The sequence below is a fragment of the Natrinema versiforme genome, from assembly GCF_005576615.1.
GTDB lineage: Archaea > Halobacteriota > Halobacteria > Halobacteriales > Natrialbaceae > Natrinema > Natrinema versiforme_A.
Window position 1 is genome coordinate 2,644,204 of record NZ_CP040330.1, and the last position, 24,174, is coordinate 2,668,377.

Annotated in this window: 21 protein-coding genes and 1 tRNA gene; 18 read left to right on the forward strand and 4 right to left on the reverse strand. The window is 64.3% G+C overall.

Annotation, left to right across the window (positions count from 1 at the left end):
- Positions 1-7 precede the first annotated feature (7 nt).
- From FEJ81_RS13015 to FEJ81_RS24215, 12 genes are all read left to right on the forward strand, one after another.
- Complete coding sequence (locus tag FEJ81_RS13015; RefSeq protein WP_138245692.1) at positions 8-1,204, forward strand: pyridoxal phosphate-dependent aminotransferase; 1,197 nt, start codon at positions 8-10, stop codon at positions 1,202-1,204.
- Between the two features lie 137 nt (positions 1,205-1,341).
- Complete coding sequence (locus FEJ81_RS13020; protein ID WP_138245693.1) at positions 1,342-2,079, forward strand: HNH endonuclease; 738 nt, start codon at positions 1,342-1,344, stop codon at positions 2,077-2,079.
- A 43-nt stretch (positions 2,080-2,122) separates the two neighbouring features.
- A tRNA-Gln gene (locus FEJ81_RS13025) sits at positions 2,123-2,195 on the forward strand.
- 249 nt (positions 2,196-2,444) lie between these two features.
- Entirely contained in the window at positions 2,445-2,945 is a 501-nt protein-coding gene (locus FEJ81_RS13030; RefSeq protein ID WP_138245694.1) for a GNAT family N-acetyltransferase, read from the forward strand.
- Positions 2,946-3,432: 487 nt separating this feature from the next.
- Positions 3,433-5,118: an alkaline phosphatase family protein gene (locus FEJ81_RS13035; protein ID WP_138245695.1), complete on the forward strand. Its 1,686-nt coding sequence runs from the start codon at positions 3,433-3,435 to the stop codon at positions 5,116-5,118.
- Positions 5,119-5,215: 97 nt separating this feature from the next.
- The gene (locus FEJ81_RS13040; protein WP_138245696.1) at positions 5,216-5,893 is read left to right on the forward strand and encodes a helix-turn-helix domain-containing protein; all 678 of its coding nucleotides are present in this window, start codon (positions 5,216-5,218) and stop codon (positions 5,891-5,893) included.
- A gap of 190 nt (positions 5,894-6,083) precedes the next feature.
- Positions 6,084-7,715, forward strand: a complete 1,632-nt coding sequence (locus FEJ81_RS13045) for a right-handed parallel beta-helix repeat-containing protein (RefSeq protein WP_229504708.1) — start codon at positions 6,084-6,086, stop codon at positions 7,713-7,715.
- A 237-nt stretch (positions 7,716-7,952) separates the two neighbouring features.
- Positions 7,953-9,581 (forward strand): oligosaccharide flippase family protein, encoded by a 1,629-nt coding sequence (locus FEJ81_RS13050; protein ID WP_138245697.1) that lies wholly within the window; start codon positions 7,953-7,955, stop codon positions 9,579-9,581.
- 432 nt (positions 9,582-10,013) lie between these two features.
- Positions 10,014-10,397, forward strand: a complete 384-nt coding sequence (locus FEJ81_RS13055) for an ArsR/SmtB family transcription factor (protein WP_138245698.1) — start codon at positions 10,014-10,016, stop codon at positions 10,395-10,397.
- A gap of 15 nt (positions 10,398-10,412) precedes the next feature.
- The gene (locus FEJ81_RS13060; protein WP_138245699.1) at positions 10,413-11,369 is read left to right on the forward strand and encodes a permease; all 957 of its coding nucleotides are present in this window, start codon (positions 10,413-10,415) and stop codon (positions 11,367-11,369) included.
- Positions 11,370-11,480: 111 nt separating this feature from the next.
- Entirely contained in the window at positions 11,481-12,035 is a 555-nt protein-coding gene (locus FEJ81_RS24210; RefSeq protein ID WP_267877910.1) for a methyltransferase domain-containing protein, read from the forward strand.
- The gene (locus FEJ81_RS24215) at positions 11,977-12,369 is read left to right on the forward strand and encodes a methyltransferase domain-containing protein (protein WP_267877911.1); all 393 of its coding nucleotides are present in this window, start codon (positions 11,977-11,979) and stop codon (positions 12,367-12,369) included. Before FEJ81_RS24210 ends, FEJ81_RS24215 begins: the two co-directional genes overlap by 59 nt.
- A gap of 9 nt (positions 12,370-12,378) precedes the next feature.
- Here the strand turns inward: FEJ81_RS24215 and FEJ81_RS13070 are convergent, their stop codons facing one another.
- A complete protein-coding gene (locus FEJ81_RS13070; RefSeq protein WP_138245700.1) occupies positions 12,379-13,440 on the reverse strand; it encodes a glycosyltransferase family 2 protein in 1,062 nt (353 codons plus the stop codon).
- A 106-nt stretch (positions 13,441-13,546) separates the two neighbouring features.
- Positions 13,547-14,824 carry a polysaccharide deacetylase family protein gene (locus FEJ81_RS13075; protein ID WP_138245701.1) on the reverse strand — a complete coding sequence of 426 codons (1,278 nt, stop codon included), beginning with the start codon at positions 14,822-14,824 and terminating at the stop codon, positions 13,547-13,549.
- Between the two features lie 182 nt (positions 14,825-15,006).
- Between FEJ81_RS13075 and FEJ81_RS13080 the strand changes: the two genes are divergently transcribed.
- Both FEJ81_RS13080 and FEJ81_RS13085 read left to right on the forward strand, forming a co-directional pair.
- A complete protein-coding gene (locus tag FEJ81_RS13080; RefSeq protein WP_138245702.1) occupies positions 15,007-15,981 on the forward strand; it encodes a glycosyltransferase family 2 protein in 975 nt (324 codons plus the stop codon).
- Positions 15,982-16,130: 149 nt separating this feature from the next.
- Positions 16,131-17,351, forward strand: a complete 1,221-nt coding sequence (locus FEJ81_RS13085; protein ID WP_175416416.1) for a PKD domain-containing protein — start codon at positions 16,131-16,133, stop codon at positions 17,349-17,351.
- A 158-nt stretch (positions 17,352-17,509) separates the two neighbouring features.
- On the opposite strand, the gene FEJ81_RS13090 is transcribed toward FEJ81_RS13085, so the two are convergent.
- Positions 17,510-18,841, reverse strand: a complete 1,332-nt coding sequence (locus FEJ81_RS13090) for a polysaccharide deacetylase family protein (RefSeq protein WP_138245704.1) — start codon at positions 18,839-18,841, stop codon at positions 17,510-17,512.
- Positions 18,842-19,061: 220 nt separating this feature from the next.
- On the opposite strand from FEJ81_RS13090, the gene FEJ81_RS13095 reads away from it, so the two are divergent.
- Both FEJ81_RS13095 and FEJ81_RS13100 read left to right on the forward strand, forming a co-directional pair.
- Positions 19,062-20,765 carry an asparagine synthetase B family protein gene (locus FEJ81_RS13095; RefSeq protein WP_138245705.1) on the forward strand — a complete coding sequence of 568 codons (1,704 nt, stop codon included), beginning with the start codon at positions 19,062-19,064 and terminating at the stop codon, positions 20,763-20,765.
- A 240-nt stretch (positions 20,766-21,005) separates the two neighbouring features.
- Entirely contained in the window at positions 21,006-21,401 is a 396-nt protein-coding gene (locus tag FEJ81_RS13100) for a hypothetical protein (RefSeq protein WP_175416417.1), read from the forward strand.
- 62 nt (positions 21,402-21,463) lie between these two features.
- Here FEJ81_RS13100 and FEJ81_RS13105 read toward each other — a convergent pair whose 3' ends face one another.
- Positions 21,464-22,075 (reverse strand): DUF7344 domain-containing protein, encoded by a 612-nt coding sequence (locus FEJ81_RS13105; RefSeq protein WP_138245707.1) that lies wholly within the window; start codon positions 22,073-22,075, stop codon positions 21,464-21,466.
- A gap of 389 nt (positions 22,076-22,464) precedes the next feature.
- Here FEJ81_RS13105 and FEJ81_RS13110 point away from each other — a divergent pair, with 389 nt between their 5' ends.
- Positions 22,465-23,454: a DUF1616 domain-containing protein gene (locus FEJ81_RS13110; RefSeq protein WP_138245708.1), complete on the forward strand. Its 990-nt coding sequence runs from the start codon at positions 22,465-22,467 to the stop codon at positions 23,452-23,454.
- Entirely contained in the window at positions 23,455-24,033 is a 579-nt protein-coding gene (locus tag FEJ81_RS13115; protein WP_138245709.1) for a metal-dependent hydrolase, read from the forward strand. It abuts the gene before it with no gap.
- Positions 24,034-24,174 lie beyond the last annotated feature (141 nt).

The window sequence follows — 24,174 nt, forward strand, 5'->3', positions numbered from 1 at the left end:
ATCCACAATGACGATGGAATTCACCGACCGCGTCAGCCGAGTCGAACCGTCCGCAACGCTCGCCATCTCTGCACTCGCCACCGAACTCGAGGCCGAGGGCGCAGACGTCGTCGACCTCTCCGTCGGCGAACCCGACTTCCCCACGCCCGAGAACATCATCGAGGCGGGCCAAGACGCGATGGACGCCGGTCACACCGGCTACACCACCTCCGCGGGCATCCTCGAACTCCGCGAGGCCATCGCCGACAAGCTCGCCGACGACGGCCTCGATCACAGCACGGACGAGATCATCGTCACGCCCGGCGCGAAGCAGGCGCTGTACGAGATCGTCCAGGCGCTCGTTCAGGACGGTGACGAAGTCGCCCTCCTCGACCCCGCGTGGGTCTCCTACGAAGCCATGGTCAAGATGGCCGGCGGCGATCTGACCCGCGTCGACCTCTCGGAGTCCGACTTCCAGCTCGAGCCCGCGCTCGACGACCTCGCCGAAGCGGTGTCGGACGACACCGAACTGCTGATCGTCAACTCGCCGTCGAACCCCACCGGCGCCGTCTACTCCGACGCGGCCCTCGAGGGCGTCCGCGATCTGGCCGTCGAACACGACATCACCGTCATCTCCGACGAGATCTACAAGGAGATCACCTACGGCGTCGAGCCGACGAGTCTGGGCACGCTCGAGGGCATGGCCGACCGCACCGTCACGGTCAACGGCTTCTCGAAGGCCTACTCGATGACCGGCTGGCGGCTCGGCTACTTCGCCGGCCCCGAGGACCTGATCGATCAGGCTGGCAAGCTCCACAGCCACTCCGTCTCCTCGGCCGTCAACTTCGTCCAGCACGCCGGCCTCGAGGCCCTCGAGAACACCGACGAGGCCGTCGAAGAGATGACCGAGGCCTTCGAAGAGCGCCGCGATCTGGTCGTCGACCTGCTCGCCGACTACGACGTCGATGTCGCCGTCCCCGAGGGCGCGTTCTACATGATGCTTCCCGTCGACGACAGCGAGGCGCTACGCGCCTCGGATGCGAGCGGCGATGAGCCGCGAGCCGACGATCAGGCCTGGTGTGAGGGTGCGATCGAAGACGCCCACGTCGCGACCGTCCCCGGCAGCGCGTTCGGCACGCCCGGCTACGCCCGAATCTCGTACGCCGCCAGCGAAGAACGACTCGAGGAAGGGATCGAGCGACTGGCCGAGGAAGGCTACCTGTAGTCGGCTTTTCGCAGGTATCCGCTTCCACGGCCGGTCTCGACGTATTCTTCAATACCTCCGCTGTCTGCTGAGCGAAGCCGCTCGTCGCCAGTGCCAGCGGCCGCGAGTTTATATCCGATACCGAGGCCAGTCCCCGCATGGACTGCCCGACGTGTGGGAAATTGCTCTCGACGGAGCAGGGCATGCGCCAACACCATACGAAAGTCCACGGCGATCCGCTGCCGAATCGCACCTGCAGCGGGTGCGGGACCGAGTTCTACGACCCGAAAGCGCGCCTCGAGTTCTGCGACGACTGCAACCCAAACGGCGGAACGAACAACGGGAACTGGAAGGGCGGGAAAGAAACGACGACATGCAGCCGCTGTGGATCAACGTTTGACTTCTATCCATCAGACAAACCGGGCATATACTGTCCAGAATGCGTTGCGAACGCCGATACATTCCTCGGGACGCCCTATTACGAATACCACGATATAGAGCGAGTAAAGACGGTCTGTGAATGGTGTGGCCGGATTTCGACCGTACTGAAATCGAAAGCGGAGCGCGAACCAGTCCGGTTCTGCAGCCAGAACTGCCTCAGCCATTGGCTATCGGCACAGTGGGAAAATACCGAAAACGCATACAATGGCCGCTGGAGAAGCGTTCGACGGAAAGCCCTCGAACGAGACGATCACACGTGCCAGCGCTGTGGCATCACTCGCGAAGAGATCGGCCACGAACCCGACGTTCACCATATCGTCCCGGTACGAACGTTCACCGATCCACAGCTTGCACACACCCTCGATAACGTTATTTGCCTCTGCCGAAGTTGCCACCGGTACGCTGAAATTGAACCAATCGAGGCATTCTCTCCTTCCTCGAGCCAGGGCGAATAATAACTCATAAGCCGTTCTGTCGATAACTTCGAGTTGACGCCTCAGTCCCGTGGTGTAGTGGCCAATCATATGGGCCTTTGGAGCCCATGACGGCAGTTCGAATCTGCCCGGGACTATTTTTGGGCCTCACATGCCTGTGAGCCGGAAATATCGTCGTTAAGTCGAGCGTAGAGGTCAAGATAATTCGATCCTTTTCGATTCGAATCTACCGCAACTCGCGTACCGAGTTCGATCTCTCACCGGCGGATCGGACGAAACATCCAGCCCCGCAGACTCGAGCCCCATCCCACCCACAGTATCGACCACGGCTCCCAGTCGCCGGGAATGCGGGGCAGTCTTAGGAGCGCGCTCGAGCAAGCGGTCATATGGCGCTCTCCTCCGACCGGCAGTCACAGCGTCCGCCGTCGACGGTCACCGATCGCGAGGGGCGAACGGTGACGGTCAGTACCTACGCGGGCGATGCCGACCCGCTGGTGGAGATGTACGCCCACTTCGACGACGAATCGCGGTCGCAGGGGCTCCCGCCGCGCGGGGAGGCCCGGCAACGCCAGTGGTTAGACGGCCTCCTCGAGGACGGGCTGAACGTCGTCGTCTGGCATCGAGACGACGCGGTCGGGCACGCGGTGTTGATTCCCTACGACGACACAGCGGAGTTGGCGATTTTCGTCCGGCCGGCGTATCAGTTGGCGGGTATCGGGACGGCACTCATCCGGTGCTTGCTCGGACACGGGCAGGCGAACGGGGTCGACCACGTCTGGCTGACCGTCGCTCGAACCAACCGCATCGCGATGAATCTCTATCGATCGGCCGGGTTCGAAACGACGGCCCGCGAGCGCGGCGAACACGAGATGGACCGCCAGTTGTGAGCCTCGCGTCGCCTGGGTTCGGAATATCCGGTCAGTCGGCTCGCCGCGATTCGGAATCGAAATGGCCGGTGTCCTGACGAGTGTGACTTTCTCGAGGGCGCCGTCGCTCTTCGCCGCCGACCTCGCGTGCTATCGTGGCCCTCGTCTCGCGCAAGCGGCGGGGTCCGCCAGTCCGAGTCCGCTCAGAGGATCGGATGAGATCCGACTGCCGAACGTCGGGTGGGGAGTCAGTCAGTCCGGTCCGCGTCGAATCGAACGCCATCGGTCAATCGGTCCGTACTATCGTCTCGAGTCCGTCCTTTCGCCGGCCACCGCGTCTGTCAGATTCGCGGTATTCAGGGCTCAGTGACGGATTTAACGGATAGATAATGAAGTGTTTCGTCTCAGTTATCGGGAATAGAGACGTGGTGCAACGAACGACACCGCTGCCGAGGTCTCTCGGCGGCGGGCGAACGGGAGTACTGCGACAAACGAGGTCAACTGAACGATGACTCGGACGTTTCGCCGGGACGACGCGACAGCGACTGGGAGTACCGCGAGCGAATCGAACGGACTGGAGACGTTACTGATCGGGATCGACGCGGGCTGTCTCCCGGTCTTCGAGCGGTTGTTCGAAGCCGATCGGATTCCGACCATCGAGCGGCTCTGTTCGGACGGCGTGACCGCACCGCTCGAGTCACAGATCCCGCCGTGGACGCCGAGCGCGTGGCCGTCGATCTACACCGGGGTCAACCCCGGAAAACACGGCGTGGTCGGGTTCGTCGGCTACGACGGCTACGACTGGCACGTGACGAGCAACGACGACGTCCACGAGCACCCGCTGTGGACGCTGCTGGATCGACACGACCGCTCGAGCGTCGTCGTCAACGCGCCGGTAACTCATCCGCCAGACGAGTTCGACGGCGCGGTGATCCCCGGCTTCCTCGGGCCCGAGGATCCGGCGTGTCAGCCCGAGGGGCTGCTCGACGACGTCCGCGACGCGATCGGGGAGTATCGCGTCTATCCGAACTACACGCGGGACGACGACTCGCTCGACGACGACGAGAAACTCACGGAGTATCGAAACCTCGTCCGGATGCGCGGCGAGGCGTTTCGCTATCTCGCCGACGAGTTCGATCCGGATTTCGGTTTCGTGCAGTTCCAGAAGACGGATACGGTCTTTCACGAGTTCAGCGGCGAGCAACGCCACATCGGGCCCGTCTACGAGGCGGCCGACGAACAGATCGCGGAGATCCTCGAGACCTGCGATCCGGACCGGGTCTTCCTCGTGAGCGATCACGGGATGGGGCGGTACGACGGCTACGAGTTCCGGGTCAACGAGTACCTCCGCGACATGGGCTTCCTCGAGACGACGACCGGGGGCAAGGGAATGCCGTCGTGGACGCCGATGCGGAGACGCCTTCGCGAGGGCGAGGAGTGTGACACGTGGGAGCCGGGAGCGGTCGCACGTGCAGCGTCGATCGCCGCGCGATTCGGCGTGACCGCAAGTCGAATCAGGGCGGCCCTCGAGCGCGTCGGACTGGCCGACGTCGCCATCGAGTACGCGCCGGGCGGTGTCTCCCGGACGGCAAACGAACAGGTCGATTTCGCCGAGTCGGAGGCGTACGTCCGCGCGCGAACCGAACTCGGCGTCCGGATCAACCTCGAGGGCCGGGATCCGACGGGCGTCGTGCCGCCCGAGGAGTACGAGGAACTCCGCGAGAACCTCATCCGGGCGCTACAGGCCGTCGAGACGCCCGACGGCGAGCCGTTCTTCGAAACAGTCGCGCCGCGCGAGCAGTACTTCCACGGCGACGAGATCGAGGAAACGGTCGATATCGTCACGATCCCGGCCGACTTCGAACACATGCTCTCCGAGCAACTCGGCGACGGAGACTACTTCGGCCCGGCCGAGCCGTGGAACCACAAGCTCGACGGCGTCTTCGTCGCGGCGGGCGAGGGTATCGACGCGGACGCCTCGCTCGAGCGGGCCCACCTCTTCGACGTCGCGCCGACGATCATGGCCGCGATGGGGGTCCCCTACAGCGACCGCATGGACGGCAGCGTCGTGCCCGTCGTCGACCCGGTCGACCCGATTTCCTATCCCGACTACGAGGAAGGGGCCGACGAGTCGCGGCCGGCGACCGACGAGGAGGTAACGGACCGGCTGGCCGATCTCGGGTACATGAACTGAATGGCCAAACCGGACGGTTTGATCCATTGCAAGCCGCTTAAACGCGGTATAAGTATGGGTCGACGGTCCCGACAATGGCGTAGACAGCGAGATCGAAATGGGATTTACCGCAGCAATCCGCCTCGTCCACGACGACCTGCCACTGGTACCGACGATCGAACGGTGTCCCGGCGTGACGCTCAGACTCGAGTACGGGACGACGATCGACGGGCGACGCCTGCAGTTCGTCTCGGTCTTCGGCGACGGAGACGGAGACGAGACGGGGGCGGAACTCGAGGACGCGTTGGCCGCCGACCCGACCGTCTCGGACCCGACCCGCGTCGCCGCCTTCGAGAACCGGGATGTCTATCGCGTCGTCGTCGAGACCGAACTGGAGATCGTTCCCGACCACTGTGTGGAGTACGGGATGTTCGTCTTCTCGGTGACGAGCGACGCCGGCGGCTGGGTCGCTCGGATCCACCTCCCCGACCGGGACGCGCTGTCCGCGTTCCGGGAACGTTCCCGCGAGCGCGGGATTTCGTTTCGCGTCACCCAGTTGTACGACTCCGCGGTCTCGGACGAGCAGGCCTACTTCCTGACCGAGCGACAGTACGAAATCCTCACGATGGCGTACTACGCCGACTACTTCGCGGTGCCCCGCAAGACTACCCAAGACGACCTCGCCGACCGCCTCGAGGTCTCGGATTCGGCGGTTTCCCAGCGACTGCGGCGGGCCATCTCCGAACTGATCGCGGCCACGCTCGAGAACGATCGCACGCCCGTCGAGCGCGGATGAATCGGCCAAAAACATATATCTGCATACTGTCCAATGAACATTGGAATGCACACAGGTGGGACGAATCCGCGCGAGTGACTGAGTGACAACAGCCCGCATTCGCTCTTAAAAGCTTGCTATCCGAATCCATAGATACTGGACCCCGACATCACTCAGAAAGAAGTGACTTTCAATGTCGGATCGAAGTGATATGCAGCGCTCGAATCGTGACGTTTCTCGTCGTTCTCGGTCGACCGAGGGGGAGGACGGTCGACCATCTCTCGACGGATCGGATTCGCGGACGCGGTCTCGCCGGCGGTTTCTGGGAGGTACCGTTGCGGCGTGTGCCGCCGGAATCGGACTGACGGCGACCGCCGGTGCGGCCTCGGAGCCGTACGGCCACTACTACGACGACTACGCGACCGTCGTGGACGTGACCGACGCGGGCGCGGACGATACCGGGACCGAATCGATCACGCCCGTTCTCGAGGACCTCCGAGACGACGATACCCTGCTCGTCTTTCCCGAGGGGGAGTACTTCATGGACGAGCAGTTCAGATTCACCGGCTTCGAGAACTTCGGCGTCGTCGGCGAGAACGCGACGCTGATCCCGGCGACCTACCACGAGTTCGACGGGCCGCAGTATCGACTGTTCCGTCTCGGCGTCTCGTACAATCCCGGGGATCGCCTCCGATTCGAGGGGTTCGATGTCGATCAGACCGCCCCCGACACGGGGATTCGGGTCATCGAAGCCTACGCCGCCGACCGCCTCGAGGTCCGCGACGTGACGGTCCGCGGCCAGCACGACAGCGGCACGTGGGGGCCGGGCCTGTTCAACGTCACCGACCCCGACGGCCGGGGGATCGTCGAACGGTTCCGAGCGCCCGACGGGGGCGCGTGGGTCAGTGAGACGCCGAACGCGGGCAACCGCTGGCGCGGCCCGATCGGGATCGAGGCGAACGAAACCGAGGGAACGCTCGAGTTCAGACGCTGCTGGCTCGGCGGGTTCCCGAACAACGGTCTCTACGCGGCGGGCGGGAACGGGACGATCGTCGTCCACGGCGGGCTCTACCGGAACAGCAACGGCGCGAACGTACGTGTCGGTGGTCAAGGCAGCGAAATTCGGTGGCCGACCGTCGAAGTCGACTCGACGCGGTCGGCGGACGAGTCCCAGCGCGGCATCCGGATCGAAAACGGCCGCGACCTCGAGATCTACGGGGCCGCCGTCGAGATCTCCTCGCCGAAGCCGACCAGCCACGCGATTTCGGTGATGAACACCTGCAACAGCGCGCGAATCGACAACACGCGGATCGAAATCCGCGGCTCGGAGGTGAACCACGGGATCGTCCTCTCGCCCGACTGCGGGGAGGCGACGATCGTGGACACGGAGATCACCCACGAGACCGCCGGCGGCTATCCGCTCTGGATTCGGGACAACGACGAGGGCGAGCAGGTGCTCGCGGAGACCCTGACGATCTCGGGGCGAGCGGGCGACGCCAGCGGGTTCCGCGACGGAATCCGCTGCGAACGGGATAGCTGTCGGTTCAGTAACATCGATGTTACGCAGCACGGACGCGACGGAGCCGACCGAAACGCCGTCGTCAACACGGGCGAGGATCTGACGATCTACCGGAGCGACCTGCGCGCCAGTCAGTACCCGTTCGTCGACCTCGGGACCGAGGCGCTCGTTCGCGACTCGACGCTCGAGTCCTCGGCTGGCCGCGAGGCCGTCTGTCTCTACTCGTCGTCGACGAATCCAACCTTCAAGAAGAACCGGCTGGTCGGCGGCATCCGCGACCTCGGTGCGAGCGGCGTGACGACCTGGGAGAACACGCTCGAGTAGGCGATCCTGCGCTACCGAGGAGTCGTCTTCGTTGCTGGAAACCCGTCTCACGCGGTCACCGTCGGCGGCTATCCTCCGTTTTCGGTCATCGCCGATCCGCGTCTCGAGCCCGTTTAACCCCAGTATAATAACGCCTCGTTTCGCCCACCGTGTGACTACAGTGAGTCCGTCGTATCGTGACCGGTCGTCGGCGAGCGGGGCCGTCGACGGTCGGCTCGAACGCTACAGGGTGAAACCGTGAACAGGAGTATCGCGAGCGGCGTCGTGTCGGTCGTCAGCGCGAAAGTCGTCGTGCTCGTCGTCACTGCGCTCTCGACGCCGCTGCTGTACCGGCTTCTCGGCGCGTCGGCGTTCGGCGAATACTCGTTCCTGCTCTCGGTCTTCGCCATCTACATGATCTTCGTCAGTTCCGGCGTCACCGACGGCGTTCGCAAGTTCCTTGCCGAGGACCGCGCCGCGGCGAACTGGAGCGAACACGTCGTCGGCTTCTACTTCCGGCTGGCGATCCTGCTGGCCGGTCTCGGTGCGGTGCTACTGGTCCTTTCGACCGGGCTCGGAATCGTCGACCTCGCGTTCGGATCGGGGCTGAAGCTCTACTTCTACGTCCTCGCCGCGCTCGTGGTGACGGCGCAGTTCCGCGACTACACGCGGAAGACGCTCATGGGCTTCGGCCTCGAGCGGTACTCGGAGCCGCTCAAGATCCTCGATAAGATCGCCTTCGTCGCGGTCGCCGTGCCGTTGGTTTCCCTCGGTGCCGGCGTGATCGGCGCGCTCGCGGGCCATCTGGTCGCGAGCACGCTCGTCGCCGTCATCGGATTGGTCCTCGTGCACCGACGGGTGTCGCTGTCGTGTCTCTTCAGCCGACCGACCGAACGGTTCCCGCGGAAGCAGATGCTCACCTTCAACTCGATGAGCATCGCGCTGGTCTTCCTGCTGATGTCGCTCTATCACATCGACATCGTGATGCTCCAGCGGTTCCGGGAGAGCGCGGCGGTGGGCAACTACAAGGCGGCGCTGACCCTTGCGGAGTTCCTCTGGTTCATCCCGATGGCGCTCCAGACGGTGTTCGTCCACTCGACGTCGGAGCTGTGGTCGCAGAACCGGCTGCGGGAGATATCCGACCTCGCGTCCCGGACGATGCGGTACACGTTCCTGCTGACGGCCGTCATGGCGGTCGGCCTCGCGGCGCTGGCCGACGTGGCCGTCCCGATTTACTTCGGCGAAGAGGCCGTGCCGGCGATCACGCCGCTGTTGCTGTTGCTTCCCGGTGCGCTCGGCTTCGCGCTCGCGCGGCCGATCCTCGCGATTTCGCAGGGGAAAGGAACGCTCCGGTATCCGGTCGCGGCGACCGGCGCTGCGGCCGCGATCAACCTCGTCCTCAACCTCGCGCTCATCCCGCGGTTCGGGATGGGAGGTGCGGCCGTCGCGACCAGCATCGGGTACGGGTCGATGTTCGTCTTCCACTGCTGGAGCGCTCGACTCGTCGGCTTCGATCCGCTCGCGGACGCGCGACTCGGCCGCGCGGCGCTGACGACCGTCCTCGCGGCCGTTCCGATTTTCACTCTCTCGGCGGCGATCGCGAAACCGTGGCTCGCGCTCGTCGTCGTCCCGCCCGTCGGGTTCGGGATCTTCGTCGGATTCGCGCTGCTCGTCGGCGCGCTGGACCCGGCCGAGCCGTTCGAGGTGCTGTCGATGGCCCCCGATCCGATCGGCTCGCGGGCGGCCGCGATACAGGTCTCGCTCGAGGACGACAATGACGGCGAGACGCGGAGCTGGTTCCAGAGCCTGCTGTTCGTCGCCGGGCTGTCGCTGCTCGTCTCCGGGCTCGCGCTGGGAGTGGTTGGCACGGACATCCGGTTCTTCTAGTCCTGACGACCATCGGCCGACGGCGCGCAGCGACGTCGTTCGGTCGGGATCGACTCGCGGACGATCCGATAGCTGTCGCTCTCCGACATCTTCATGCACTCGAGCAATCCCGGTCGCTGACGTTTCTCGATCGTCCGAAACGCGAACCCGCTCCGTCCGTTGAGCGACGGTCGACCGATGTGGCCGCCGGTGATTCGCTGTGACGACGAGACCGAAATCGACCCTCCCAATCTTAAAGTACATCGGGAAAACACAATATGAGGTAGATGGCTGGAAATACCCTTAACCGGCTCTGGAATCGAATAGCAAGCCGATATACTCCGGATTCCGAATCGGATTGTTGCGGCACTAATATCGTCGAATCACAATCTGGTTCGACGGAGACCGACTCGGAGGAGTGCTGCGAATGACCGGCGACCGATACGAAAACTGATGTCCAATTCGAATTCACCACCTGAGGGCGCCTACGACGCGCTCGACCGACTGTACGACGATCCGGAGGAACGAATCGCCGACCTGCAGGAGATCCGACCGTCCGAACGGGACCAGACTGATCGTGAAACCGTCTTCAAGGCGCTCGGAAACGAGAAGCGACTCCGGATACTCGAGGCACTGCGCGAGTCCGAATGCTGTGGTTGTGAGTTACAGGTCGTCCTTGACGCGCCGCAGTCGACGGTCGCGACGCACCTCCGTACGCTGCGAGAAGCGGGCCTAGTGAAGTCCCGGAAGAAGGGAAAGTGGAACTACTACCGGATCGCCGACACCGCGGTGTTCGAACTGCTCGACCTCGCGGACGCTGTTCAGATTAACGAGTAACTGAGACGAGACACGATGATTCCACCGACTATCACCGACGCGGCCATCGACTCGGGGGAGTACTTCGTCCACCTCGCGGTGGTCCTCGTACCCCTGTTCGTCGGAGCATCGTTCCTCGTCGGTCTGGCCCAGGAGTACCTGCCGCCGGAACGAGTCGAACGAACGCTGCGCGGCCACGACGACGGCGCCGGAAATATCGCTGCGGCCGGACTGGGATCAGTGACGCCGTTCTGTTCGTGTTCGACCGTCCCTATCCTGGCCGGACTGCTGCAGGCGGGTGCGCCGCTCGGACTCGCCTTTTCGTTCCTGCTCGCGTCGCCGCTCGTCAACTGGATCGCCGTGGTACTGCTCGTCGGCCTGTTCGGCGTCGAAGTGACCGTCTGGTACATCGTCATGACGTTCAGTGCGGCCGTCGTCGGCGGAGTCGTCATCGGACAGCTGGGGTTGGCCGATCAGGTGAAGGAGGTCCGTCTCGCGGATGCCGACGAGACCGTCGCGGCGGACGGTGGCTCCGTCGAGTGCTGTGCCGGACGGACGGCGAACGCCGAACCCACCCACGCGGAACACTTCAAGACCGCTTCACGTGAAGCGTGGTCGTTCTTCGTCGACACGCTCCCCTACCTCATCGTCGGGATGGCGATCGGAGCACTGATTCACGGGGCCGTCCCCGCGGACCTGCTTCAGACCGTACTCGGGTCCGGGAATCCACTGGCCGTTCCGCTGGCCGCACTCGCCGGCGCGCCCGTCTACGTCAGCCTCAGCGGAATGTTACCCATCGCGGCCTCCTTAAGCGAACACGGGATCGCTGTCGGCACCGTTCTCGCGTTCGTCATCGGCGGCGCCGGCGTGAGTATTCCGAACCTGATACTCCTGAATAAACTGTTCAAACGACGACTGTTGCTCGTCTATGCCGGCACCGTCATCACCATCGGTATCGCCGTCGGATTGACGTTCAACCTCGTTATCGCCTGAGAAACCAGAAAAGGAGGATAATACAACACGATCGGAGAGATCGAGGACGAATCGGCCCTCTAAACGAGCACTGCGTGCAGACCGGATTTAAAACGACTTACGAGACTACCAATGTCCGAAAACACCGCATCAGAAGACGAGTCGACATTCACCGCTAACGAACAACGCGAGACGGTCCGTGACCGATACACCGAAGTGGCGAGCGACGAGGAGAGTTGCGGGTCGAATACGGCGACCGAGTGCTGTAGCGAGACGGAGAACCGGTCGGGCACCGAGGAGAACGAAGCGTCACTGACCGGTTGTTGTACGAACGACAAACCTTCGGAAGAGTGGGCAGCAGAGGTGGGATATGACGCCGATGAGATAGCGGCGGCACCAACGGAAGCAAATCTCGGCCTCGGATACGGGAATCCGACCGCGATTGCGAATCTGGACCCGGGACAGACCGTCCTAGATCTCGGTTCTGGCGGTGGGTTCGATTGCTTCCTCGCCGCGACCGAAGTCGGCGAGGACGGCGCCGTAATCGGCGTCGACATGACGCCGGCGATGATCGAAACGACTCGAGAGAATCTCGCGGAAAGCGATACCGAGAACGGAGAGTTTCGGCTTGGGGGAAATAGAACACCTTCCCGCGGGAGACGGTACCGTCGATGTCATCATATCTAATTGCGTCCTCAACCTCTCACCCGACAAACACCGAGTCTTCAACGAGGCCTATCGAGTGCTTCGTTCCGGAGGACGACTCGCGATTTCTGATGTCGTCTTGAGCGCGCCGCTTCCCGCCGACCTGCGTGCGGACCTCGACTCCGTCGCCGAGTGTATCGGCGGAGCAGCACCGGTCGGGGAACTGGAGTCGCTGCTCACCGAAGCGGGATTCAGGGACGTTCGAATCGAACCCGAAGACGAGACACAAGAGTTCCTTCGCGAGTGGGGCGGCGACCGCGATCTGGACGAGTACATCGTATCCGCGTCGATCACCGGACGCAAACCGGCGGAGTAACGGTCGCGACTACTGCACCTGTCGCTCGAGGTGTTCGCTTTCTCCCATGTCGAACACCATCGCGAACAGGAGGAAGGCGACACCGGCGACGAGCAGGAGCAGGATCGTCGATCCCTGTACCGTCGGGCCGACCGTCGAGAGCGTCGCGAACAGCGTCACGCCGGCGGCGAGGACGCCGGTCGCTGCCAGCCCCGCGCCGGCGAGGTAGAAGAACGCGAGCGGGTGGAAGTCCAACACGAGGTACTTCGTCTTCAGCCGCCACAGGAAGTCGTGAAGCAGCATGCTCGACACGTTCGGGATGTACTGCGAGTAGGTGATACTCGAGTCCTCCTCGCCGTAGACGGCCGGCATCGCCACGTCGGCGACGCGCATCTCGCGGACGTTCAGTTTGACCAGCAGGTCGTTGCAGTAGCCGTAGTACTCGTAGAGGTTCTCGACATCGATCGCCGCGAGCGCGTCGTGGGAGATGGCCGTGTACCCGTTCTGGGGGTCCATCGTCTTCCAGTAGCCCGACGCGATCTTCGTCAGGAAGGTCAGGATCGCGTTCCCGATAAAGCGGAAGCGCGGCATCGCCGCTCGGTACTCCCGGGAGAGGAGCCGGTTGCCCTTCGCGTAGTCGGCCTCACCCTCGACGATCGGGTCGAGGAGCCGCGGCAGCTGCGAGAGGTCCATCTGGCCGTCCGCGTCGACGGTGACCGTCGCGTCCACGCCGTCCGCGAGCGCGGCGAGGTAGCCGGTCTTGATCGCGCCGCCGGCACCGCGGTTCTCCCGGTGCTCGATCGGCACGACGCGGCCGATGGCGTCGCGGACCGTCGCGCGACTCGAGAGCGCGGACGCGCCGCCGTCGGTCACGAGTTGTTCGACCGGCTCGCCGTCACTGTCACGGCGCTCGAGGTCGTCCGCGTCGTCCCGTGCGGCCTCGAGGATCTCGTCGAGGGTCCCGTCGGTCGATCGATCGTCGATCGCGTAGATCCGGTCGATATAGGCGGGCATCTCGCGGATCACGTCGCCGACGAACCCCTCCTCGTTGTAGGCGGGGAGCACGACGCCGACGCTCGCGCCCCGGTACATCAGCGGACACCCCCGGACGCGACGCGGCGCGTCGCCTCGGTCGTGCGCTCGTGTTCGTACTCGTCGCTGCCACCGAACCGATCCGGACTGCCTTCGCCGCGTGCGGTCATGCTCCCTCCAGCAGGTCGGTTGCGGTGACGACGTCGACGTCCTGCCTGTCGACGTATGCGAGGAGGTCCGCGAACGCGCCCTCGCTCAGCCCGTCCGCACCGATGTGTTCGAAGTGCAAGACGGCAAGTTGGCCGTAGTCGGCCGCAAAGTCGACGTACGATTTCGTCTCCTCGCCGGCGGCACCGGAGAAGAAGCCGACGTTGTGGGGATCCGTGAGCGGCAGGCCGTTCGGGCCGCCGCCGAACCGGAACGCCTGCTCGTGATGTTCCCGGACGAGATCGAGGCCGTTCGGGCCGAGTACGTTCCGGGGCGTGACGAAGTGGTTCGCGCCGTCCTCGAAGCCACGGTTCTCGAGGAAGGCCTTCGTCCGCCGGATCATTCCCTCCTGCTTCTCGGGGGTGTACTCGTGGAGGTACCGAGACCCGGTCCGCGGGCGGGCCGCCATGTCCCAGCCCGCATCGTTCAGGTCGTGGAGTTGGTCGAGCGTAAGCCGGTCGCCCTCGCCGATGGCCTCGGGGATGACCGCTTCGACGCCCGCGAACCCGTAGGACTCCATCAGGTCGGCGGCACGCGTCGCGTGACTCTCGAGGGTCCCGTCGAACAGAAGCATGACGTTGCCCGTCTCGGGCCGGTCGACCGTCCGGAGGTCGTCGACCAGACAGTCGATCGAGCCGGAGAGATCGCCGCGTCGGCGAGCCGTCAGTCGGATCTCGCGCACGTTCGAGAGGTCGGGCTGGCCGTCGACTCGATCGGTGCCGAAGTCGACGCGGACCCACCGATCGGACGGACCGGTGAGCGTTCGCTGCACCGCGTAGGCGTCACGCGAGTTCGGCGCGAACAGCTCGAGCGTGAGCCGGAGCTGATCGCGGCCGGTGAATTTCGTCGCGAGCGAGAGCGTCGTCCCGCGCAGATCCAGCCCGTCGGGGACCGTCCGGTAGACGGCTGCGTACTCGGTATCCTCTGTGGCCGTGAGGCGAGCCGACTGGGAGCCGGCGTACGGCGATTTCGTCTCGGCCTCGAGTTCCCCGGCGTCGATCATCGCCGTCCACTCGTCGAGAGCCTCGAAGCCGTCGATCGAGTTCCCCGGGAGATCCGGACGGTCTCCGGAACCAGCACCGGCACTGGAGCCGTCGGTCTCGTCGTTCGACTGCGTCGATGTCGGCTCGCCATCCTCACCGCGCCACTCGCGCACCCGTGAGAGACAGCCGGCGAGTCCGAGCGTTCCGGCCGCTGCAACCGCGGTTACGAACGATCGGCGGTTTCGATTCGTCATTGACCGCGTCGACGAACCGTCCGCTCTTCCTTATACAGTCGTTAGTGCGTTCGTCGCCGATTGAAGCCGTTCGGCTCGGGAACGCTGCGCGATCGTCCGGGCGGCCCACCGCAGCCGATACCGTCGGGCCGCGGCGTTTATCCACGCGATAATAATCCACTGCGACCGGGAAGGTCGGGGAAATGACTCGCGTCAGCGTCATCATCCCGACGTACAACAGAGCGGCGACGCTTCCGCGCGCGATCGACAGCGCGCTCGAGCAGACGATCGACGACCTCGAGGTGGTCGTCGTCGACGACGGCTCGACCGACGACACCGACTCGGTGCTGGCCGCGTACGACGATCCCCGCGTTCGGCCGGTCGTCCACGCGACCAACCGGGGTGCGAACGTCGCCCGGAACACGGGCCTCGAGCACGCGCGCGGGGAGTACGTCGCCTTCCTCGACTCGGACGACGAGTGGCACCCCGAGAAACTCGAGCGCCAGTTCGCGGCCCTGGAGGGGCGCTCGGACGACTGGGTCGGCGTCTACTGCGATTCGACGTACGACCTCTCCGGCACGGGCGGCCGGCTTCGGTCGGTCGCCGCGTCCGTGCTCGCCCGTTCGGACGACGAGCCGACGCGGGAGGGCAACGAGGAACTGGTCGGCGAGATCCTCGCCGACAACGTCCAGCCGGGGGCCGGGTCGACGCTGCTCGTCCGCACCGACGTCGCCAGCGCGGCCGGCGGCTTCGACGAGGACCTCGACCGGTTCCAGGACCCGGAGTTCTGCCTGCGCGTGCTCGAGCACGGGAAACTCGCCTACGTCGACGAGGCACTCGTGCGCCGCGAGGAGACCGGTTACCCGTCGGCGGACGTCATCGCGAACGCGAGCGAGCAGTACCTCTCGACGTACGAAGACGAGGTCGAGCGCTTCGAGGACGAGGGGTACGAGATCCGCTCGAGTCACGCGCTCGTTCTCGCGAAGCGGTACGTCGCGGAGGGACGGTTCCTGCGGGGTGCGTGGTATCTCAGGACCGCCGCGGTGTCGCCGCGGACGTATCCCGGCATCTGTTGGGTCGCCGGTTCCGGCGTTCGGCGGCGGCCGCTGCCGATCGCCGCGACGCTCGTCGCCCTCCTGGTCGCGGTTACGCTCGGTCGGCGGACGCTCTCTCGGTGAACCGACCGGGTTCCCGGCTACCGTTGCCGATCTGAAACGGCTTCGTCGGTCGGTTCTATCGGCACAGACCGTTGCACGAGCGCAACGGTATCGTTTCCAGCGGTTATTACACCTGTAGTAAACCCGGCCCACATCCACGGGACGGACGGATGAGACGCGATACACTCTCACGGCGATCGGTATTGACTCTCACTAGCGGTTTCGCACTCGCGAGCGCCGGCGTCGCAAGCGTCGTCGGCAATTCGGCACAGAACGACGAGGGAACCGTTTCTCGAGAGTCCATCGTCATTCGCGAGGGGACCGAGGAGGAGACGACGGCGTACGTGACGACCGCGGACGCCGAGGGGCCGACGGCGGTCGTCGTCGGCGGGATGCACGGAAACGAGGTCGCGGGCTACACGGCCGCGGGCCGGATCGCGGAGTGGACGATCGACGCGGGCACGCTCGTCGCGATCCCCGAGGCCAACGCCGCCGCGATCGATCGCGGGACCAGAAACGACGCCGAGGGGAACAACCTCAACCGGCAGTTCCCCGAGTCGGAGACGCCGGACACGGAACTCGCACGCGCCATCTGGGACGTCGTCAGCGAGTACGACCCCGACGTGATCGTCGATCTGCACGAGTCGACGGGCATCTACGCGGGCGATCCGATGGACGGCGTCGGACAGGCGATCTTCCACTCCGCGGGCGAGGCGGCCACCGATGCCGCCGCCGATGCCGCCGACTACGTCACGCAGACCGCCGTGGACGACCCCGAGTTCGCCTTCGAGATCGGCCCGTTCTCCGAACCCGAAACCGACCCGTCCGGCCTGCTCGCGCACAAGACCGCTCGAGACCTGAACGCCGACGGGTTCCTCGCGGAGACGCTATCGACCGATGTCGAACTCGAGACCCGCGTCCAGTGGCACACGGCGATCGTCGAGCGACTGCTCGAGGGGGAACTCCTGCTCGACGAGTCCGACACCGGGAGCGCTTCCGACGACCCGACCGGCGAGGAGCCGTCGGAATCCGAACCCGACGAGGAACCGGCGGACGACGAGTCGGGCGACGATACTGACGACTCGGACGGTGAGGAAGCGGCGTCGAACGAGTCCCCGGTCGCTCGGATCGACCTTCTCCCGACGTGGCGCTCCGAATCGGCCCTCGAGCCGGGGGAGACGGTCACGCTCGACGCCTCGAACTCGGATGATCCGGACGGCGAACTCGTCCGCTACGAGTGGTGTATCGGCGACCACGGCTCGTTCGACGAGACCGGCGAGACGGTCGAGGTGACGGTCAGCGCCGACGGCGACCACCCGGTCGCGCTGCGCGTCGTCGACGACGACGGCTCGACCGACATCGATCGGCTCACGCTCTCGACGAACTGCTGACTCGCCGTCGAACTCCCCGTGTCTCCGTCGCGACGAGCTTCCGTCGTGACTGCCCTTCTCAGCCCGAAACGGAACCATAGCTGGCGCTGGTCCTCGACCTGATGACGGTCGAAAACAGCCTCCGAACAGCGTCGCGATGTGACGCCGACCGTCGCCGTTCAACTATTACTCGTCCGCAGTCGCCAGAGGTCGTCGAAGGTAATGACCTCGACATCGGCGCCGTCGATGTGCTCGAGTAACGACTCGTAGTCGGCCTCGGGCATCGTGTTCGACGCGTCGAACGTGTGGAAGTTCAACACCGTACACTGGTTGTGCTGGGCAGCGAGATCGACACATCGCTTCGAGATCTCGAGGTCGTGGCCGATCGTCCGCGGCAGCGCCAGCGGATCGAAGCCGTAGACGTTCGTGGTGTTGACGTTGCCGGCCTGATTGAACCCGCCGCAGTAGTGGTAGTCGGTCGCGTACTCGAGGCTCGTCTTGTCGTAACTGTTGTGCGGGTAGACGATGTAGTTCGCCCCCTCGAAGTCGTTGTCGACGAACCAGCGTTTGTCCTGTCTGAGTCGCGCCTCGATGGCCGATTCGTCGTCGAGTTCGTGAATGGGGTTGTGTGTCCCGTGGACGACGATCTGATCGCCCGCTTCCTGGCGCTCCTGCAGTTCCGAGACCGACATGGTCCCGTCCTGATTCCGTTCGACCCAGCGCGGCACCGCCGCCTGCACCGCCGGGAACCCGTACTCGTCGTGCAGCGGCGCGGCCGTCTCGTAGTAGTCCCGCGTGCCGTCGTCCCAGCTCAGCATGACGTACCCCTGATCGGGCGTCTCGTGGGTCCGCAGGTCGTCGATCCAGATCTCCGCCTCCGACATGGAGTGAAGCACCTGAATCTCGAGTCGATCGAGGTGATCCAGCGCGGGTTCGTACTCGCTCTGCTGGAAGACGCCGGGGCTCGAGCGGAACCAGCCCACGTCGGGCGATCGGTACGTGATCTCGCGGAGCGAGTACACCTTCTCGCTCCCGAACTGGTCGACGAGGCGCAGGTTGACCGCCAGGCTCTGGGGCGTCGTCGTCCGGACCGCAAACGAGAGGTCGGTTTCGGTCAGGTCCTCGCCCTCGAGGCTCCGCTGAGCAATGATGTTCTCGCTGCCGTTCGACTGGAGCTTGAAGCTCTGTTCGCCGTCGAAAACGACGTCCGTGTCCGCTTCGCCCGATCCCCGACCGACGGTCCACGCATCGAGGTCGCTGAAGTCGTCGAACGACTCTCCCGGCTGGCGATACCGTTCTCGGCTGTCGAACTCGGTCTCGAGCGGCGGAACCCCGTCGGTGAGTCCCGGCACGGCCGAGTCGTCGGGATCGCCCGAAGAGTCGTCCGATGAGTTACCGCTAAGTTCGTCGGACGCCGACTTGAATCGGTCCGCACAGCCGGCCATTCCGGTGAGTCCGGCGGCACCCGACAGTGCGAGGAACCGACGTCGTGTCGCGCGGTTTCGTGTCATTGGCGGGCCGAAGCTACTGACGGTGATCCCATTATTATAGATTTGATAGGCGACATCGAGATCGGTTCAATTTGTCCTGTACGCGCCGGCTCGGCGCTTAACAGTCCCATAGTAATTGAGCGACCGTCCGATGCTGTTCCACGGAGGCGTACGTGCGGCGAGTCGTCAACTCGACTCCACCGGACTGTGATCGTACGCCGTCTCGAGGTGGTCTTCGACGATGAACAGGGAACTATTCGGTGTATTCGGCGGTATCGACGCGTTCGAGCGGTTCAGATCCAGCGACGACTTCGACGAGGTGCTCGCCGGACCGGCCGTCACGGTCGGGATCAGGGACCCCGATCTCGGCGCACCCGGCTGGAGCGCTACCTACGCGAGCGAGGAGGGGTGCTGTCTCATCTGGGGCGAGGCGTACGTTCCCGGCGACGAACGGAACGCGGCTCGCTGGCTCCTCGAGCACTACGAGACTGACGGACGCGACGCGGTAGACACGCTCAACGGGTCGTATCTCGCCGTGCTCGACGCCGGCTCGAACGGCGACGCGGTCGTCGCGACGGATCCCGTCCGGTCCCGGGAGTGTTTCTATACCGACGACCCGGGGACGCGCGTCTTCGGAACCGACGCGGCCGCGGTCGGCCGCACGATTTCGGACCCGACGCTCCACCGGGACGGCGTCCTCGAGTTCCTGCATCTGGGCGTGACCCTCGGCGAAAAGACGGCCGTCGAGGAACTGAATCGGCTGCCGCTCGACAGTCTACTAACGCCCGCGTCGGTCGACTCGCTCGAGCGGTTCGTCTACGATCCGCGGCCGTCCCGGGAGTTCGATCCGGTCGACGAACTCGCCGACCGCCTCGAGCGGGCGCTCGGTCGACGGTCGTCGCTGCCGGGTCGAACGGGCGTGCTCCTCTCGGCGGGCTACGACTCGCGGATCATCCTCTCGCAGGTCGGCGACATCGACCGCAGTTACACGGTGGGATCGTTAGACGCACAGGAGGTCCGCGGCGCGAGAGCGCTCGCCGCCCAGTACGGCGCGAGCCATACCGCGTTCCCGCCCGACGAGCGCTATCTCCGCGCCGACGAGTCGAAGACGCGGTACTCACAGGGGATCAAGGAGTCCCTGCACATCCACCACGCCGGCTACGCGGACGAAATCGGGGTCGACACGATGTATCACGGCCTCCTCTGTGACACGTTCCTGCGCGGCCACTTCACCGCCTCGGAGACCGTCGACGTCCTCGGGAAACCCGTCCCGACCGGCCGGCTCGAGTCCGATCCGGACCCCGTGGAGGTGCTCCTCGAGAAGTTCGGCTACAGCCGCGAGGCGAGCCTCGAGCTCGCCGAGTTGACGTCCCTCGACGCGGATCCGGAATCGTTCGTCAGGGACGCGATCGGCGACGAGTTCGACCGGAGACGGGGACGTGCGGACACGATCCAGAACGCGCTCACCTGCTGTGGCATCGCCAACCAACCGTCGATGCCGTTCCATACGCACCTCGCCGATCACTTCGTGACGTCGTTTCCGGCGACGGACCGCGAACTGATCGACTGGCACCTCCGGGCGCCGCCGGAACACCGAACGACCGAAACGTTCCTCCGGGCCTGTGAGCAACTCGACGACGATATCTTGCGGCACAGACCGCCCGATCGACCGTACGATGCGACGCTGCTCAACGAGGTCGAAGGGTTCGTCCGGCGAAAGACACCGTTTCTCTCGTCGTTCGAACCGCCGTGGCCGGACCGGAAGACGCTCTTCGACCGACACGACCTCGACCGCCGCCTGCTTTCCGACCTCGAGCACGTCCACGACCTGCCGGCCAGACATAAACTCAGGCTCACCGACCTCCGGGGATGGCTCGAGAGCTGGTCGGATGCGAGAGCGCAACTGCAGCCGTGGTTGCGCCCGTCGGAGCCGATAGTTGCCTGAGATGAACACGTCGTCTCAGGGACTCCCCCGATCGGTCGATCGGCTTGGGATCGGATATTGCTGGCGGAAATCGCTCTAACAGGTCTTTATTTCGTTTACGGGCGGTGAACCGTGAGAATACTTATATACCAAGGGGTTTTAGCGTGGAATATGCGTCTGACGCCGTCCTGGTTTCGCTCTTCGTCCGACGAGTCCGACGAAGCGGACGCTGGGGATCCGCATGGGATATCTGGGCTGACGATGGTTCACGCCCCGGGTGAGGACCCCTCGACGGGCGAGGACGACGATTATCCAGCGGGGGAATTCCTTCCGGAGTCCGACGGCGCGCTCCTCGCCGTCCTCGAGGGGATGAGTACGCCCGTGACCGTCGACGAGGTCGCCGATACGCTGGTGGAACCGGCACAGCCGTCGATCGAAACGTGGGCCGTCGTCCACGAGCGACTACACGGCGATCGACTGCCGTCACTCGATGCGTCAGGGGCCATCGAGTTCGACGAAGCGCAGGGGCTCGTCGAACGGACACCGCCCCACCCGAGTGAGGCCGGTCGCTTCGCTGCGACCGTGTTGACGGCGATCTCGATCGGATTCCTACTCGTCTCTATCGGTCTCGTCTCGGTCTCCGTTCTCATCGCGTAACTGTACTCAGCGGACTCGCGTAGTCAGGCGGTCGGTCAGAACAGAAGCGCGTCGTGCGTGGGTTAGTCGATGACGCGACTGATAGTGAGAGCCGTAAAGAGGAACAGAATCAGCGCGCTCAGGCCGATGCCCGAGAGGAACGAGATGAACGGGAGTTCGATCACTGCACCGAGGAGGACCGCGTAGCAGAGGACGGTCGTAACGATGTAGTAGTCGTCCCACTCTCCGTCGTCGGACCCCTGCTCGTCGGCTGATTCGTCCGTCGAATCAAACTCGAGGTACTGGTCGACGCGATCGGCGAGGGGCTGTCGCTCGACGATCCCGCGGTTCTGCTGGTACTCGATCAGGCCGGCCTCATCGAGCTTCGAGAGATGAGACTGATAGAGCGGAATGTAGACGCGCTGTCGTTGCGTGGACGTGAGGTCTTCGACAGTCGTCTCGTGCTCCCACGCCGCGACCTGCTCTGCGACATCGCGCATGCGTACGGCTCCGTCAGTCCCTTGGAGATACCGGAGGACCATCCGTCGGCGTTCGTTTTGCAGGAGATGAAAGATTTCGTCCTTCGAAAACGCGGGCTCCTCCGAGGGACTATCAGCCGTCTCATCTGCGCCCTGAGCGTCGTCGTTCACACCCTGCTCGTCCTGCTCTTCAGAGCTGATATGTTTCGCTTTCATTGCGCCAATTCCCCCTATTCAGAAGAGGGTAATAAATGGTAGAAACCGTATACCTGAGACATACACAGTTTACGTGTTTTCATAGTATGTGATTTCTTTTTTCGCGATTTTAAAACCCAGATATTCTCGATAATAGGGCCTGATATCAGGATCTGGAATATCGGGCAGGGGCTTTATTTCGAGTGATTACGCTGCACGTATTTCAAAACATCATCCCGAATTTCGATTCGTTCACGGTTCTATGACAGTCACAAATAACCGAAAGCTATGTACTCGTATTCTGTGTCGAGTTCGTTATAGTTCCGCGTCAGACGGCCGTCGGACCGACCGGGTGGATCGGGGCTTATCGTGGCGATAATAAACCGCTCTTCCCCCCTACTGACGACGCAATGAGCGACACCAACTGGTGGTTTGTCGATCAAGCACTCGTCATTGCGGTCACTGGCGCGCTCACGCTCGGGATTCTTTCAGGGATCGGCGGCGTCGGACGAATAGCTCTGACGGTTCCGCTCGTCCTCTTTCTTCCCGGGTATGCGCTCGTCTCGGCCCTCTTTCCGGACGAACCGAACGACGAGTACCAGTCCTTCGACGACGAGAAAACCGGGCTCGGAAATCCGTTGCTAGTCAGTGGCGGACTCGAGTCGATCGAGCGAGCGGTCCTGTCAGTCGTATCCAGTGTCGCGGTCGTTCCAGCGGTTACCCTTTTTTCGACCGCGACCCCTAGGGGCATAGCCCTCGAACCGGTACTCTCCGCGCTCGCGGTGCTCACCGTACTCCTCGCACTCGCCGCGATCGGCGCTCGCTACCGCTGTCCGCCCGATCGGCGGTTCGTTCCCGCGCTCCCGTCCGGGTCCCCGTTCTTCGCTCCCGGGCGGCCCAGCCCCTATCAGCGGGTCAGTTGTCGTCCGTACAACGTGGCTATCGCCGCCGGGCTGCTCCTGTTGGTCATGAGCGGTGGCTTCGCCCTCGCGAACCCGCCACAGCACGACGGGTTCACGGAGGTCTCGGTCGAAACGGAGAACGTCTCCGGCGAGACCCAAACGATGTACGACTCGACATACAGCGCGGGAGAGCGCCACGAACTGAACGCGACGATCACGAATCAGGAACACGAGGAACGGACCTACACGACCGTCGTGATGCTCGAGCGGGTGAGCGACGACGGGGACGACCTAACCGTCCACGAGTCGACTGAGATGGACAGACGGACGGCGACGGTTGCCGACGGGGAGTCGCGACAACAGACCCTCGAGATCACGCCGTCGATGCGAGGGGACGATCTCCGGCTGACGCTGTTGCTCTACAACGGCGAGGCGCCGGCAGAGCCGACGACAGAGTCCGCCTATCGCACGATGCACCTGCCGATCGAGGTGGAATAGATGTGGCCGTGGGAGCACCTCGCGTTCGCGTACGTCCTGTACTCGCTGACGACGAACGTGGTGTTCCGGCGGTCGCCGTCGGCCGGCGAGACGATCGCCATCGCCGTCGGCTCGCAGTTCCCGGACCTCCTCGACAAGCCACTCGCCTGGACGATCGGGATCACGGAGACCGGCTACTCGGTCGGCCACTCGATCTTCGTCGCGCCGTTCATCTGTCTCGCGGCGTACGCAGTGGCCGCTCGGCTGGGCAACCGAACGCTCGCGAGCGCCTTCTCGGTCGCGTTGGTCTCACACCCGATTGCCGACATTCTCAACCGAGTTCTCAGGGGTGAAGTGGTCGACCCTCGGATCGTCCTCTGGCCGATTGCGTCGCCGCCTGTGGGCTCTCAAAGCGGTTTCATCGACCATTTCAGGCGGTACTTCTTTCGGTACGTCCACCACCTCCTCACCGACGGGCTGACGCCACAGGTCGCGTTCCAGTCCCTGCTGGGACTGTCCGTCGTCGCGATCTGGCTGTTCGACGGTGCGCCGGTCGCGGCCGATCTCTGGCGAGCGTGGCGCGACCGAAGCCGGCAGTGACCGGCGAGTAGCCAGTAGTCGGAGACGGCACGGCGGCTCGAGGCGACGAGCCGTAACGCGAATCACAGCGCATCGACGTTTCGACGCTCGAGCCGTTGAGTAGTAGTCATCGCATCGAACGAACGACAGTGATCGCTCCGT

Bases quoted from the DNA above. Each gene is read 5' to 3' on its own strand.
- FEJ81_RS13035 (WP_138245695.1), top strand. From the start codon at position 3,433: ATGACTCGGACGTTTCGCCGGGACGACGCGACAGCGACTGGGAGTACC.
- FEJ81_RS13015 (WP_138245692.1), top strand. From the start codon at position 8: ATGACGATGGAATTCACCGACCGCGTCAGCCGAGTCGAACCGTCCGCA.
- FEJ81_RS13080 (WP_138245702.1), top strand. From the start codon at position 15,007: ATGACTCGCGTCAGCGTCATCATCCCGACGTACAACAGAGCGGCGACG.
- FEJ81_RS13115 (WP_138245709.1), top strand. From the start codon at position 23,455: ATGTGGCCGTGGGAGCACCTCGCGTTCGCGTACGTCCTGTACTCGCTG.
- FEJ81_RS13100 (WP_175416417.1), top strand. From the start codon at position 21,006: ATGGTTCACGCCCCGGGTGAGGACCCCTCGACGGGCGAGGACGACGAT.
- FEJ81_RS24210 (WP_267877910.1), top strand. From the start codon at position 11,481: ATGTCCGAAAACACCGCATCAGAAGACGAGTCGACATTCACCGCTAAC.
- FEJ81_RS13060 (WP_138245699.1), top strand. From the start codon at position 10,413: ATGATTCCACCGACTATCACCGACGCGGCCATCGACTCGGGGGAGTAC.
- FEJ81_RS13045 (WP_229504708.1), top strand. From the start codon at position 6,084: ATGCAGCGCTCGAATCGTGACGTTTCTCGTCGTTCTCGGTCGACCGAG.
- FEJ81_RS13070 (WP_138245700.1), bottom strand. From the start codon at position 13,440: ATGTACCGGGGCGCGAGCGTCGGCGTCGTGCTCCCCGCCTACAACGAG.
- FEJ81_RS13110 (WP_138245708.1), top strand. From the start codon at position 22,465: ATGAGCGACACCAACTGGTGGTTTGTCGATCAAGCACTCGTCATTGCG.
- FEJ81_RS13040 (WP_138245696.1), top strand. From the start codon at position 5,216: ATGGGATTTACCGCAGCAATCCGCCTCGTCCACGACGACCTGCCACTG.
- FEJ81_RS13020 (WP_138245693.1), top strand. From the start codon at position 1,342: ATGGACTGCCCGACGTGTGGGAAATTGCTCTCGACGGAGCAGGGCATG.
- FEJ81_RS13055 (WP_138245698.1), top strand. From the start codon at position 10,014: ATGTCCAATTCGAATTCACCACCTGAGGGCGCCTACGACGCGCTCGAC.
- FEJ81_RS13085 (WP_175416416.1), top strand. From the start codon at position 16,131: ATGAGACGCGATACACTCTCACGGCGATCGGTATTGACTCTCACTAGC.
- FEJ81_RS13105 (WP_138245707.1), bottom strand. From the start codon at position 22,075: ATGAAAGCGAAACATATCAGCTCTGAAGAGCAGGACGAGCAGGGTGTG.
- FEJ81_RS13095 (WP_138245705.1), top strand. From the start codon at position 19,062: ATGAACAGGGAACTATTCGGTGTATTCGGCGGTATCGACGCGTTCGAG.
- FEJ81_RS13030 (WP_138245694.1), top strand. From the start codon at position 2,445: ATGGCGCTCTCCTCCGACCGGCAGTCACAGCGTCCGCCGTCGACGGTC.
- FEJ81_RS13075 (WP_138245701.1), bottom strand. From the start codon at position 14,824: ATGACGAATCGAAACCGCCGATCGTTCGTAACCGCGGTTGCAGCGGCC.
- FEJ81_RS13090 (WP_138245704.1), bottom strand. From the start codon at position 18,841: ATGACACGAAACCGCGCGACACGACGTCGGTTCCTCGCACTGTCGGGT.